This window comes from Acinetobacter sp. 5862 (assembly GCF_024494585.1).
GTDB lineage: Bacteria > Pseudomonadota > Gammaproteobacteria > Pseudomonadales > Moraxellaceae > Acinetobacter.
The window spans coordinates 1-13,293 of sequence record NZ_JANHGP010000066.1 but is presented as its reverse complement, the minus strand read 5'-3'; the positions used below and the strand labels follow the sequence as shown (position 1 = coordinate 13,293).

The window sequence follows — 13,293 nt, the reverse complement described above, 5'->3', positions numbered from 1 at the left end:
ATCTCCTTAACGAACTTTTTTGCCGAAACCTATAATATCGAGTGGGAATGACAAGCCCAAGGACACATCTGGCGCATCTTCCGTTAATCCAATAGCAACGGTGCCATTTACAATTGTTTCAGGTGATACCCTTACGCCCAATGCAAATGACAACATGGCACTACTTTGATCGGCCGATTGATAACTTTCATCATTCTTGAAGTAGAATTTTGCACCAGTGTTAAAACTTTGCTGATAGGACATTGTGAGTGATACGTCGTAGTTAAACGAATATGCAAATCCGAATGAAAAACCACCACTTAAACCTGGGTCAAAACTTTCAAGAATACGAGGTCCTGTTGCACCACCACCACGTAACTGATTTAAACCTGATTCTTTTAAACCATAGTTTGCTGACACTGAGCTGAACAAAACAACAGGGTCAATATATTTACGCGTACTTGCTCCAAAACCGACCGAGTAATATCCTTTACCTGTAGATAATTCATCAATACCAATTTCATAAGGACTATCACCAGTTTTAGTTGATAAGTTACCAAATAAAACCAACGGAAGACGCCCTTGTTTTAAAGGAAACGGTTCCCAACGAGCTCCAAAAGAAATATCACCTAAACCTGCGGCTGTCTTATCCTGTAAAAGATCTTTTTTAGCCATTAATGGAATAGATGCTGATAAGGTCAAGTTATCAAGTAAACCATATTGCGTAGTAAATGTATTGGTCAGTGTATGGTTTGCGTCTTCTTCAACACGTAAGCGTTGTAAAGCACTTGTACTATCGCCCGTAGCAAGATCTAGTCTACTATCTCGATAGTATGTGTAATCAATGTCATAATAAGAAGAAATAACACCTTTTTTTATCAATGAATATTGACGTTCGTTAGATGTAAATACTTCTTGTAAATTTGTTTCTTTAGTCGCATCACCTTCTTGCTTTTGTAATGCATTTGCTGCTTGTGTTGCTTGACTATCACCAGCTTTTACATTGGACTCATCTTTCACTGCATTTGTAGCTTGATCTACTTGCGCTGTTTGTTCGGTCTGAACTTCCGTTGATTTCTGTTCTTCAGCATAAAGTGTTGTTGTTACTGCACTCATACTTAATGCCAACACACTGATGTTCATCCATGGACTTTTCATTTTGCGTTACATCCTATTAATACATTAATTTTAATGATTTCTAAATTACTTCCGCTTGTAATATAAGCGCATAAAAGTCGTAATTGGTTGATTGTAAGTAGCAGAGGTCGGATCTGCATCTAATACTTTACGCATCGTTGATGCTTTATCAGCCATACGTTCAAACTTTTGTGTCGGAAACTGAATTTCCGCAAGCGCATATTTATTAACAGTTGCATCTTCTACATGGCGCATATCTGAGTCTTGCAACGCTAATAAATTTTTACGATACTCTTCCGGAATATCTACAATGAAAAGTGTATTATTATCCCAAATCTGTTTAAAGCGAATTTCATCAAAACTAATATTGCCTAATGATGGATCAGCCACATAAACTCGACCGTTTTTATATGCTTTATATACAACAAAATGTTTAAAACCAGCATAAGTAATAGGAACAATTGCAGGCTGTTTTAAACTGGTTAAATCTGAAAACTCCCCTCGATAACCACCACTATTCAACCCAAGTGCAGTAACAAATCGCTTCATGTCTAACAGAGAAAAACTACGGCGCTCAATAATACGTTGATACTCACCATACTGAAGCAAACCTGTCATCGTTTGTTGTTCAGTCAAACGTAAACCACCATAGCCATTTAACAGCGTAGTTAATGCGGCTGATCCACAACTGTAGTCATACGCCTGACGAACAATACCCCGAAATTGATCTTCTATAGCAGGTTTAATTGTGACCGCCTCACGATGATTACGTGTAAAAGAAGGATTACGAGAATCTAAGGTCTCTGTATAATATACAGTCCCCTCTGGTTTTTTTTCTATTTCGAAGGCTTGCGTTGTAAAGTAATACATCAATGCTGAGCCTAAAGCGATCTCTAACATAAGTCTCTTTTTCTAACAGTGGCACAACTTGCCTTATTCATTTTATTTTAGTGTCCGTAAACACCTCATCCCTGCATGTTGAAGATACCTTTTTTTATAAAAAAAAGCAGCTTTTTTTTAGTTTTTTTTGACGAAATGTATTTTTTAATAAAAATTAGTTGTCATTAAGTAATTTATTGTGCTTTAGCAAAACTATTTTCCGTTTTTTTAGCACATAAAAATACTTATTTCAAATAAAAAAAAGCGCAACTAGTGCGCTTTTTTTTGTTATAAGATTAGTGACCAGAAATAGTGATCACAGAACCTTGAACATTTGCAGTACCGTTGAAGTAGTAAGTTTGTAAACCTTGAACTTCTACATCACCAATTGAAGCTGCTGCTTGACTGCCTAAATGAACACCTTTGATGTACATATCAGTTTTAGGTGTAGTAGCACCAGAACCTGTGACAATACGTAAGTAACCGTTATTAGTGTCTTCTTTACCAACAACACTTACAGCAGCTTTCACTGTTAAGTTTGCAGCGTTAGCATCTGAAACTTTGATGCTCTCAAGGAAAATTTGACCTGCAGCACGGTTACCAGTTGTACCATCTGCAGTACCAGTTTTTGTAGAACTATCAACAATACCTAGGTTTTTAATCTCTAAACCACCTTGCATAGTTGTATTTAATACAATCATCGCACCTTGTGGAGCAGCACCTAACTGAATATTAGCGTTTGTAAGACCAGTTTTGATTGTTAAACCAGATAAAATTGCGTTGTAGTTAGTTGTATCATTACCACGACGAACTGTAGTGCTTGCTGCATTAGAGCCAGACACACCAATTTCACCGATATAAATATCTAAACCAGATACAGCAGCTGCAACGTTAAGGAAAGCACCATTTGCACCAGTACCTTTATCCGTATCAATTGTAAGATCAGCAAGGTTATGTGATGCTAAAGCACGGCTATTATCTACAGTTGTAGCATTTAACATTGGAGCAGTAATTACAATACCATTTGTTGAGTTAAGGTTTGTAGCGCTAGCAGCTAAACCATTACCTTGAATAACAATCGCACCAGCATTAGCAGCCGCACCACCCAAACCATCATTATCGTGAATTAAAACTTTTTCAATTTCAATTTTAGAAATACCAATACCAATATTGATACCGTCTTGACCTGTTGCAGCGCTTAGTGCAGCATCATCCATTGACTGCATAGCCATTGCATTCGCGCTAATCGCCATTGAAGAAACTAAAGCTAGTTTAGTAAACATTTTCATTGAGCACTCTCCCAAGAGCATTTATTTTTTGACTTTCACTACTCTAAACTGTCCACGGTCGTTTTTTTCTTAATGACAACTTGAACTTCCAATCCTTGAGTAGTTCGTTTAGCAAGTACTAAATTACAGGTTTGTTATTTTATGTTCAACTACTGTTAATCGTTTTTTATAAATAACCCGACAAACGGCATAATACTTTTTTCGTGCACCACTTTAATTTATATGCTCTAACATATCGAAAGCACTATAGTTTTTTAATCAGCATTTTTAGAAAATCATAGTCAAATATCCTATTTAAACCTTTTATCATCCGCCCAAATCACTGCAAAATGTAAACAATTGCGCTTTCTTAAACCAATTCATGAAAATTACAACTTGTTTTACAATTTCAGTAGACAGAATCACAATACATTTCAGAAATATTTTTCAACTTTTATCTACAGGATAAATATCAGTAGAGTTTAGATGATTGTAGTACAATTATATTTTCCAAATGTATATGAATGTATTTTTGTTATATGTCTCATTTTCAGCAAAAACTTGACACGCAACTCACCTCTGCATTTGACCTTCTTATACAACTGAATGAACTCACTGGTTTAGTTTATTTATATGACAATCACACTCCGACAATTGGTTTTTTGCCTCAAGAATTTTTAGTATTAGAACAGTCAAAACTCAAAAAATTTTGTAAAACTCAATTTAATAAATATAAGAATGTACAAGCAACCTTACCTATTAGCGATTTTTTAAATTTTCAATCCCATTCACAAAGTTCAATGAAAACTACTTTTGGTGGTGGATATATTGGCTTTTTTAGCTATGACTATAGTGCAAATCAATTTATAAACATGGTTTCACGAAATCAACCCAGTTTTTTCTTAGGTCTATATTCGACTTTTTTAAAGTTTCAGGGTGATGCTTGGTATTTTTATAGTGATGAAAATGAAGCTGAAAGTATTTATCAAAATGTCATAAATCTAATCAATCAATCAACCAATATTCAAAAAACACCTTTCTCATTATTAGAAAAATGCTATCCGCGCTGGTCTAAGCAACAATACCTACATGCATTTAATCAAGTGCAGGAATATATCAAAGCTGGTGACTGCTACCAGATTAATTTAACTCAAGAGTTTATTGCAAAAACAGAAGGCTCATTATTAGATCGAGCACAGGATTTATGGGCGCTCACCCATGCACCTTATGCTGCCTATCTCAAGATACATGATTTTGAGTTACTCAGCTGTTCTCCAGAATTGTTTGTCGAGTTTCAAACAAATCGAAAAATTAAAACACGACCAATTAAAGGTACAATGCCTCGTTTTGATGATGCCGAGCAAGACCAACAATCTAAAGATCAGCTCAGCCGCTCTGAAAAAGATCAGGCTGAAAATGTGATGATTGTTGATTTACTTCGGAATGATTTAAGTGTTTATGCTGAAACAGGATCTGTAGAAACGACAAAACTTTTCGAAATTGAAAGCTTCAACCAAGTCCATCATATGGTCAGTGAAATCACTGCAACCTTAAAAAAAGAAGTAAACCCCATGCAGATGTTATTGTCCGCCCTTCCGGGTGGTTCAATTACAGGGGCACCCAAAATTCGCGCTATGCAAATTATTAATGAATTAGAAGGTGCTCCACGTGGCGCATATTGTGGAAGTTTGGGTTATTTTAATTTTGATGGAACAGGTTGCTGGAATATCTTAATCCGCAGTATTCAAAAATATCAGGATCAATTATCGATGTGGGCAGGTGGCGGCATTACGGTTGCTTCTGATGCCGAAGCCGAGTACCAAGAATGCTTTGATAAAATTTCTGCCATGCTTGATTTGCTCAATACATGGCAAAAATCTGAGAACTAAATTTTATAGAATTATAAAATTTGATTTTTAAGTGTATCGACTAGACGCTGGTTTTGTTCATCGGTACCAATTGTGATACGTAAAAATTGATTAATTCTTGGTTTATTGAAATAACGCACAATAATACCATGCTCACGTAATTGTTGAGCCAGTTGAGCAGCATCGTATTGAGGATGCGTGACAAAGATAAAATTGGCTTTCGATGGTAATACATCAAAACCTAAAGCCACGAGATCACCAACTAATTTTTCTCGACTCTCAATCACTTTGGCACATTGTGCTTCAAAATAAGCTTGATCTTCAAATGAGGCTACCGCTGCGGCAATCGCAAAACGATCGATTGGGTATGAATTAAAGCTATTCTTTACAGCTTCAAGTGCTGCAATCAAATGCGCTTGTGCAATCGCAAAGCCGACACGTAATCCCGCCAATGAACGAGACTTAGATGTCGTTTGGCAAACGACTAAATTTTCGTAACGATTAACCAATTGCACTGCTGACTCAGCGCCAAAATCGACATAAGCTTCATCAATCACAACGACTCGATCAGGATTGGCTTTTAACACCTGTTCAATTTGATCTAAGCCTAATGCAATACTGGTTGGCGCATTTGGATTAGTAATGATAATACCGCCATTTTCCTGTGCATAATCCGACACATCAATTTCGAATTTTTCATTCAATGGAATCTGCTTGGTCTGAGTTCCAAAAAACTGGCTATAAACAGGATAAAAACTATAGGTAATATCTGGGTAGAGAATTGGCTCTTTCTGAATAAAAAAAGCCTTAAAAATATGCGCTAAAACTTCATCCGAACCATTACCGACAAAGACTTGAGCAACATCAACATGCTGCTGTTTAGCAATTGCCTGCTTTAAAGCGGTCGCATCTGGATCTGGATACAAGCGCAAAGCATCGGCTTGGTGAGTTAAAACTGCTTGAACAGCTTCCACAACTTTAGGTGATGGTGGATATGGGTTTTCATTGGTATTAAGTTTTAGTAAGTTCTGAATCTTAGGCTGCTCACCTGGTACATATGGCTCAAGTTCACGAACTTCTGGACTCCAAAAACGCATTTGTTCAGTTGTAAACGTCATTGTTCTACTCTCATATATCTCAAAAAAGGGGCTTCTATCAGCCCCTATCTATTCTTCGAATCGGTTATTGATAACGATAGCGTGCCGAGCGTGCATGGGCATCAAGATTTTCTTCAACTGCCAACACATCTGCTGTTTTAGCCAAAGTTTTAACGCCCTCTTGCGAGCACATAATTAAACTTGAACGCTTTTGGAAATCATAAACGCCGAGCGGTGAAGAAAAACGCGCTGTACCCGAAGTCGGTAAAACATGATTTGGACCTGCACAATAATCACCGATCGCTTCAGGCGTATAACGCCCCATAAAGATCGCACCTGCATGACGAATCTCTTGGCTCATTAATTCAGCATCATCAAGACATAATTCTAAATGCTCTGGAGCAACCTGATTAATCAGTTTAATCGCTTCCGCACGATTCTTTACTAGTACCAACGCACCACGATTTTGAATCGAAGTTCGAGCAATTTCTGCTTTTGGCAATTCACTTAAATGCTTTTCAATGGCTGTTTCGACAGCATTTAAAAGTGCTTCATCTGGCGTAATAAAAATGGCTTGTGCAACCGTATCATGCTCAGCTTGAGACAATACATCCATAGCCAACCATTCAGCATTATTTTCCCCTTCGGCATACACCAAAATTTCCGAAGGCCCCGCGATCATATCAATACCCACCTGACCAAAGACTGCACGTTTGGCTGCTGCTACAAAACGGTTCCCCGGTCCTGTAATTTTATCGACAGCTGGAATGGTTTGCGTTCCATAAGCTAACGCTGCAACGGCTTGAGCACCGCCAATAGTAAATACACGGCTTACCCCTGCTAAATATGCAGCTGCTAAAACCAATGGATTCAATTCACCATTCGGCGCTGGAACCACCATGATAATTTCAGGAACCCCTGCTACATGTGCTGGTAAAGCATTCATAAGTACAGATGATGGATAAGATGCTAATCCACCAGGAACATAAATCCCGACGCGATCAAGTGGCGTGACTTTCTGACCTAAGGTATTCCCCAGATCATCAACATAAGTCCAACCTTCCTGCTTTTGTGCCTGATGGAAAGAACGAATACGTTTTGCAGCCAATTCTAAGGCTTCACGAATTTCTGTGCTTAAGCCTTCAAATGCAGTTTTAAGTTGAGCTTGGGTCAGTTCCAAATCCGAGAATTGATGCGCTGGATGTCGATCGAACTGTTGTGTTAATTTAAGTACATGATCATCACCATACTGACGAACATCAGCAATGATTTGGTCTACAGTTTGTACTAATTGAGGATCATTCACAGTTTCAAATGCTAAAAGTTCAGCAAATGCCTGTTTAAAATTTTGATCCTGAGTCGATAAACGTCGCATCAATTTACCCACAAGGCGAATAAGAGAAAGCTAAGTTTACTCTTTTTCAACACGCTTGTGGGCAAGATAACATCAGCATTTCCACCTGCTTTAATAGAAAAAATCATTTTTAGGTTTAAATATTTTAAATTTTATGTATTTAAGTCTGGATTATCCCAATCTCCATCATGCTGTATTAGCCAATTCAAAGCACCATGACGTTCCACAACAACTGAAGCATTTAAATTTTCAGGCGCATCTTGTTGTTTTAAACGAGCATCATCTGAAAGTAAGACATTCTTTCCCTTAATTAGAAAATTAAGCGATAAAAAAACCGTTCAAAAGAACGGTTTTTTTGAATCATCATACAAAATCATACTGAACGTAATTTCACAGCTTCTTCAAGTTGCGTCAAAATTGGATTTAACACGGCTTGTTTACGTTTAAAGCTCGCTTTATTGACAATTAAACGAGAAGAAACTTTGCAAATTTCTTCTAATGGCTCTAAACCATTGGCACGTAAAGTATTACCTGTATCGACCACATCGACGATGTAATCACCCAACCCAACCAAAGGTGCAAGCTCCATCGATCCATAAAGTTTGATCACATCAACTTGTTCACCTAAACTTGCATAGTATTGACGAGTAAGATTCACGTATTTAGTTGCAATTTTTAAACGGCCTTTCGGACGTTCCATGCCAACTTTACCAGCAGTCATCAATTTACAATTTGCAATTTTTAGATCAAGTAACTCATAAACATGTTGGGCGCCATGTTCCATCAGCACATCTTTACCCGCTACACCAAAATCTGCTGCACCGTTCTCAACATACGTCGGTACATCAGAAGCACGAAGAATCAAAATACGTACTTTTTTATGTGTGGTTGGGAAAATTAATTTACGTGATTTATCAGGATCTTCTAATAAATTAATACCCGCATTCTCAAGTAAAGGTAATGTCTCTTTTAGGATACGTCCTTTACTGAGCGCTAAGGTTAAACCATGATCAAAATTACCCATTACATCAAAATTTGGATCATCGTTTCTTAAGTCATTCATCCTTTTACTCGCTTAATCTGAGCACCTAAACTTTGTAACTTTTCTTCAACTTGTTCATAGCCACGATCGATATGATAGATACGATCAACTAAAGTCTCACCTTCTGCGGCTAATGCAGCGAGAACAAGAGAAAATGATGCACGTAAATCAGTCGCCATTACAGGAGCAGCTTGCAATTTATCTACGCCAGTTACGACTGCATCATGCCCTTCCACTTGAATATTTGCGCCCATACGTGACAATTCAGGAACATGCATAAAACGATTTTCAAAAATTGTTTCTGAAATCGTTGCAAAACCACGACCAATCACATTGACCGCCATAAGCTGTGCTTGCATATCAGTTGGAAATTCGGGATGAGGTAAAGTTCTAAAGCTCACAGCTTTAGGACGTTTACCTTGCATATCTAGTTCAATCCAATTATCACCACGGGTCACTTCTGCACCCATTTCTTCAAACTTATCCAATACTGCTTCTAACAATGCTGGGTCCGTATGCGTGGTTTTAACTCGACCACCTGTAATTGCAGCAGCAGCTAAATATGAACCAGTTTCAATTCGATCAGCAACAACCGCATATTCACAGCCATGTAAACTTTCAACGCCAGTTACAACTAATGTATCTGTGTCCAGACCTTCAATCTTGGCACCCATTTTAATGAGCATTTGTGCAAGGTCAGTAATTTCAGGTTCACGAGCAGCATTACGAATTGTCGTCACACCATCAGCCAATACAGCAGCCATCAAGATATTTTCAGTGCCACCAACAGTGACCATATCAAAAATAACTTCGCCACCTTTTAAGCGACCATCAACAGAAGCATGAACATAACCATTTTCAACTTCAATCTGCGCACCTAAAGCTTCCAATGCTTTTAAATGCTGATCAACAGGACGAGAACCAATCGCACAACCACCAGGTAATGAAACTTTAGCATTTCCATAGCGAGCCAATAGTGGACCGAGTACCAAAATTGATGCACGCATAGTTTTCACAAGTTCATAAGGTGCAAACTGATTATCTAATGTTGACGCATCCGCACGAACCGTATCCCCTTCATAACTGATTGTAACGCCTAAGCCAGCAATCAGCTTCACTAAGGTGTTCACATCTTTTAAATGAGGTACATTCGTTAAAGTAATCGGAGAATCTGCGAGAATCATTGCAGCAAGTAAAGGCAGAGCCGCATTTTTAGCACCAGAAATACGTACTTCGCCCTCGAGCTTAACACCGCCCGTAATTAAAAATTTATCCATTAATATTTAAGCTCCGAAAAGGCTTGCTTTGCGCCATTCGTCTTTTGTCATTGCGCGAATCGTAACTGCGTGCACTTCACCACTTGCGATATAAGAGTTTAATGGTGCATATACGGCTTGTTGACGAGTAATCGTACGTTTGCCATCAAACTGATCATCAACAATTCGAAGGTCGAATTTCCCAGCTTGGCCACTCACTGCTACGTCTGCTTCAGGGAAAGCTTCTTTTAAAATTTGCGTGAGCTGCTCACTATTCATTACTAGACCTCTTATACAACCATGGCGTCAAACCATACATTTTACTATAACTTTTTCAGATAATTCAGTAAGCCTTTTCTTTTTTATCGATAAAAAAAAGAGGCTAGTTACAATAGCCTCTTTTGATAAAAAACTTAAGTTAAAATTGCCAGCTCATGTTGATAAGAACACTGTATTTTTCTATGTTTTGCAAGCTGTCTTTTTAGTTTTTCTGTTAATTTATTAATCGAAGTATACATATCATCTGCTGTCGCCTGCGCAAACAGTTCAATCCCCGGTAAGCGAATAATCGCCTCAGCAATATGATTTGAGCTCCCTTTATGAGAACGTCTATCAATTTGATGATCTTTAGCCAATTTGATTTGCATACTATTCACTTGATCTAGATGCTTAGTCATTTGACTAAATTTCATTTTTATATTTTCTTCAATAGCAGGCGTAATAGTTAAATGGTGTCCACGAATCGTTATTTGCATAATTCTATCCCTCACCTTTTCTAAGGATACAAAGAATCACCTAAGCAAATTTAATGCATATTAAGATTCAACATTCATTAAATCATTTTAGCGATTCCTTTAGTGATTATTAAAAAGATTCATTATTCCGTAATAATGAATCCCTAGAATAGTCACACCTTGAAATTTAGATCAAGACTTTTCTTTCTGAAGATGATGGAATATGTAACGATTCACGATATTTTGCGACTGTACGTCGAGCTACTTCAATCCCCTCATCTTTCAACATTTCCGCAATTGCATTATCAGACAAAGGCTTACGCGGATTTTCATTCGAAACTAATTTTTTAATCATTGCCCGAATCGCAGTTGAAGATGCTTCACCACCTGTCGTTGTTCCAACATGGCTTGAAAAAAAGTATTTCAATTCAAATAAACCACGTGGTGTAAGCATATATTTATTGGTTGTTACACGTGAGACAGTAGACTCATGCAATTCAACTTCCTCTGCAACATCACGGAGAACTAAAGGCTTCATCGCCTCAGGTCCTTGTTCAAGAAAAGCTCGCTGATGTTCCACAATACAAGTTGAAACTTTGAGTAATGTTTTATGCCGTTCATCTATACTTTTAATAAAATTTTTCGCCTCAAGCATTTGATTACGTAAATAAACATTATCATCACTCTGATCAGCACGACGAATCATATTTGAATAAAAAGAATTAATCCTTAATTTAGGCATAACATCTGGATTAAGCTGCACTTGCCAATGCTGATCTTTCTTGGAAACCACAACATCAGGAACTTGATATTCAGATTCTTGTTGGTTAAATTCTAAACCTGGATACGGTTTTAATGTTTTTAATAAATCAACAGCACCTTTCAACTGCTCTTTAGACAAACCTGTTTGTTTTAATAGTTTATTTAAATCATTTGCTATTAATAATTCATAATACTTCAGTAAACACTTTGCTTCAGCTAAGTATGATTTTTTTTGATCTATGCCTTCTAATTGGATCTTTAAACATTCTGCTAAATTTCGAGAACCCACTCCAATTGGATCTAGACGTTGAATATGTTTTAAAACAACAATAATTTCATCTTCTTCAACCTCATCAGCACTCTCCATTTCCTGTAATAAACGAGTAACTGCAAGCAAAATATCATCTAATTCAGCATCTAAAAACCCTTTATCATCTAAAGAATCAACGATGCAATAGGCAATTAATTTATCTACTGTAGAAAAATGCAATAAATTCACTTGCTCTAAGATATGTTCTTTTAGACTCAATTGAACTTGACGATTATCCTCTCGTTCCTCATATTCTGGCGACGCCAATGCAGTTGATTGATGTGTATAAATATCATCCCATTCGGTATCAACAGGCAAGTCATTTGGTAAATGATCTGCATTAAGTTCAGTTGTTAAATCTCCTGACTCACTGATCTCTGAAGTAGATAAACTTTCTGTTGTATTATTTTCTTCAATTTTTTCCAGTAACGGATTACTATCTAATTGAATTTGTATTTCTTGCTCCAACTCCAAACTAGAAAGTTGTAGTAAGCGAATTGCCTGCTGTAATTGAGGGGTTAACGATAAACTATTCGCAACTTTCAACCCTACAGATAATTTCATACTAAGACTTCCCTTTTTAAATAAGCAAAAAACATGCCCATAAAAATATTTATAACATAAAGCAATGTTTACGCCTATAAGCAAAGCTCTTTTCTACTGATTAATCTGCTCAAAAATAGCAAAGGTGCAAATATTTATTGTAATTGGGGATTGTATCCCTCTCATTTAACAAACATTCAAATAGCGTATATTATTTTATGTTTTGCTGCTTAAGACACTCTAGCATTTCTTCAAGCACGTTCTGTCCCATCGTTCTTCGCACAAGCTTAATTAAATCCTCTGCTAGAAAACTAGACTAAGTCGTACTCCTTGAACCGGATGAATGCGCATAACGACCAGAAGTAGAACAGACCTTTTTATCTGATGCAATAAAAGCTACATATAGCTCACCGTCAGGATCATCCAATATCCATTCACGAACAAATCTGGGTTCTTGATTTTGTTTCTCTGTATTTTTTTAATGCTATTCAATATTAAGAAACACAAATAGATAGAAGCAATAGCAGATAAAAGTGTATAAAAAATCATGCTAACCCATCTTTATTAATTATTCGACATACTACTAAGAGAATAACACAACTCTAATTTCTACATATGACACAATTTTCATTAGACTAAACTTTATTCTTAGATCAACTCCCAATTTCTTTGCCAAAAAAAACACCCCTAACTGTTAGGTTAGGGGTGTTCGTATTTAAAAGCTGGCGATGACTTACTCTCACATGGCAAGTGCCACACTACCATCAGCGCTAAGAGGTTTCACTTCTGAGTTCGGGAAGGGATCAGGTGGTTCACTCTTGCTATTGTCGCCAGCAAACTGTTGTGGTGTTTTGGGGTCTTATTGATCATGTTGTGTTTTCACTTCATGTCTGCCTTACTTACGAACCAAAGAGTTATTAACGGATTAGATATTGAGTCTAACTTTGTGTTCAGCATTTTAACTAGTTTTCACACTAAATCAAGTTATGTATTGAATTTATCTTGAATACAACAACTGTTTGGGTGTTGTATAGTCAAGCCTCACGAGCAATTAGTATTGGTCA

General features: G+C 37.1%; 11 protein-coding genes, 1 rRNA gene and 2 pseudogenes. 1 reads left to right on the top strand and 13 read right to left on the bottom strand.

The window, feature by feature from the left end; genetic code table 11:
• Positions 1-6: 6 nt before the first annotated feature.
• From NO346_RS13220 to NO346_RS13210, 3 genes are all read right to left on the bottom strand, one after another.
• Complete coding sequence (locus NO346_RS13220) at positions 7-1,137, bottom strand: hypothetical protein (RefSeq protein ID WP_087536798.1); 1,131 nt, start codon at positions 1,135-1,137, stop codon at positions 7-9.
• A 45-nt stretch (positions 1,138-1,182) separates the two neighbouring features.
• Complete coding sequence (locus NO346_RS13215; protein ID WP_087536797.1) at positions 1,183-2,016, bottom strand: C39 family peptidase; 834 nt, start codon at positions 2,014-2,016, stop codon at positions 1,183-1,185.
• A 275-nt stretch (positions 2,017-2,291) separates the two neighbouring features.
• Entirely contained in the window at positions 2,292-3,284 is a 993-nt protein-coding gene (locus NO346_RS13210) for a DUF6160 family protein (RefSeq protein WP_256415454.1), read from the bottom strand.
• 518 nt (positions 3,285-3,802) lie between these two features.
• On the opposite strand from NO346_RS13210, the gene NO346_RS13205 reads away from it, so the two are divergent.
• Complete coding sequence (locus tag NO346_RS13205) at positions 3,803-5,152, top strand: anthranilate synthase component I family protein (RefSeq protein ID WP_256415453.1); 1,350 nt, start codon at positions 3,803-3,805, stop codon at positions 5,150-5,152.
• 11 nt (positions 5,153-5,163) lie between these two features.
• Here the strand turns inward: NO346_RS13205 and hisC are convergent, their stop codons facing one another.
• From hisC to rrf, 10 genes and pseudogenes are all read right to left on the bottom strand, one after another.
• A complete protein-coding gene (hisC, locus tag NO346_RS13200) occupies positions 5,164-6,249 on the bottom strand; it encodes a histidinol-phosphate transaminase (RefSeq protein ID WP_256415452.1) in 1,086 nt (361 codons plus the stop codon).
• Between the two features lie 64 nt (positions 6,250-6,313).
• Complete coding sequence (hisD, locus tag NO346_RS13195; RefSeq protein ID WP_256415451.1) at positions 6,314-7,603, bottom strand: histidinol dehydrogenase; 1,290 nt, start codon at positions 7,601-7,603, stop codon at positions 6,314-6,316.
• 131 nt (positions 7,604-7,734) lie between these two features.
• A pseudogene (locus NO346_RS13190) lies at positions 7,735-7,863 on the bottom strand (DUF4272 domain-containing protein); the annotation flags it as partial.
• Positions 7,864-7,955: 92 nt separating this feature from the next.
• Positions 7,956-8,645, bottom strand: a complete 690-nt coding sequence (gene hisG, locus NO346_RS13185; protein ID WP_087536792.1) for an ATP phosphoribosyltransferase — start codon at positions 8,643-8,645, stop codon at positions 7,956-7,958.
• On the bottom strand, positions 8,642-9,901 hold the full coding sequence (gene murA / locus NO346_RS13180) for a UDP-N-acetylglucosamine 1-carboxyvinyltransferase (RefSeq protein WP_256415450.1): 1,260 nt from the start codon (positions 9,899-9,901) through the stop codon (positions 8,642-8,644). Before murA ends, hisG begins: the two co-directional genes overlap by 4 nt.
• Before the next feature lie 6 nt (positions 9,902-9,907).
• On the bottom strand, positions 9,908-10,159 hold the full coding sequence (gene ibaG, locus NO346_RS13175; protein WP_087545791.1) for a BolA family iron metabolism protein IbaG: 252 nt from the start codon (positions 10,157-10,159) through the stop codon (positions 9,908-9,910).
• Positions 10,160-10,293: 134 nt separating this feature from the next.
• Positions 10,294-10,635 carry a ribosome hibernation-promoting factor, HPF/YfiA family gene (gene hpf / locus NO346_RS13170; RefSeq protein WP_005158799.1) on the bottom strand — a complete coding sequence of 114 codons (342 nt, stop codon included), beginning with the start codon at positions 10,633-10,635 and terminating at the stop codon, positions 10,294-10,296.
• Positions 10,636-10,801: 166 nt separating this feature from the next.
• Entirely contained in the window at positions 10,802-12,250 is a 1,449-nt protein-coding gene (locus NO346_RS13165) for an RNA polymerase factor sigma-54 (RefSeq protein ID WP_005158801.1), read from the bottom strand.
• 190 nt (positions 12,251-12,440) lie between these two features.
• Positions 12,441-12,778 (bottom strand): annotated as a pseudogene (locus NO346_RS13160) (hypothetical protein).
• A 171-nt stretch (positions 12,779-12,949) separates the two neighbouring features.
• Positions 12,950-13,064, bottom strand: a 5S ribosomal RNA gene (gene rrf, locus NO346_RS13155).
• Positions 13,065-13,293: the final 229 nt, after the last annotated feature.

Excerpts from the sequence above, each read along its gene's own strand:
- NO346_RS13205 (WP_256415453.1), top strand. The coding sequence starts at position 3,803 with ATGTCTCATTTTCAGCAAAAACTTGACACGCAACTCACCTCTGCATTT.
- hisG (WP_087536792.1), bottom strand. The coding sequence starts at position 8,645 with ATGAATGACTTAAGAAACGATGATCCAAATTTTGATGTAATGGGTAAT.
- NO346_RS13210 (WP_256415454.1), bottom strand. The coding sequence starts at position 3,284 with ATGAAAATGTTTACTAAACTAGCTTTAGTTTCTTCAATGGCGATTAGC.
- hisC (WP_256415452.1), bottom strand. The coding sequence starts at position 6,249 with ATGACGTTTACAACTGAACAAATGCGTTTTTGGAGTCCAGAAGTTCGT.
- murA (WP_256415450.1), bottom strand. The coding sequence starts at position 9,901 with ATGGATAAATTTTTAATTACGGGCGGTGTTAAGCTCGAGGGCGAAGTA.
- NO346_RS13215 (WP_087536797.1), bottom strand. The coding sequence starts at position 2,016 with ATGTTAGAGATCGCTTTAGGCTCAGCATTGATGTATTACTTTACAACG.
- ibaG (WP_087545791.1), bottom strand. The coding sequence starts at position 10,159 with ATGAATAGTGAGCAGCTCACGCAAATTTTAAAAGAAGCTTTCCCTGAA.
- hpf (WP_005158799.1), bottom strand. The coding sequence starts at position 10,635 with ATGCAAATAACGATTCGTGGACACCATTTAACTATTACGCCTGCTATT.
- hisD (WP_256415451.1), bottom strand. The coding sequence starts at position 7,603 with ATGCGACGTTTATCGACTCAGGATCAAAATTTTAAACAGGCATTTGCT.
- NO346_RS13165 (WP_005158801.1), bottom strand. The coding sequence starts at position 12,250 with ATGAAATTATCTGTAGGGTTGAAAGTTGCGAATAGTTTATCGTTAACC.
- NO346_RS13220 (WP_087536798.1), bottom strand. The coding sequence starts at position 1,137 with ATGAAAAGTCCATGGATGAACATCAGTGTGTTGGCATTAAGTATGAGT.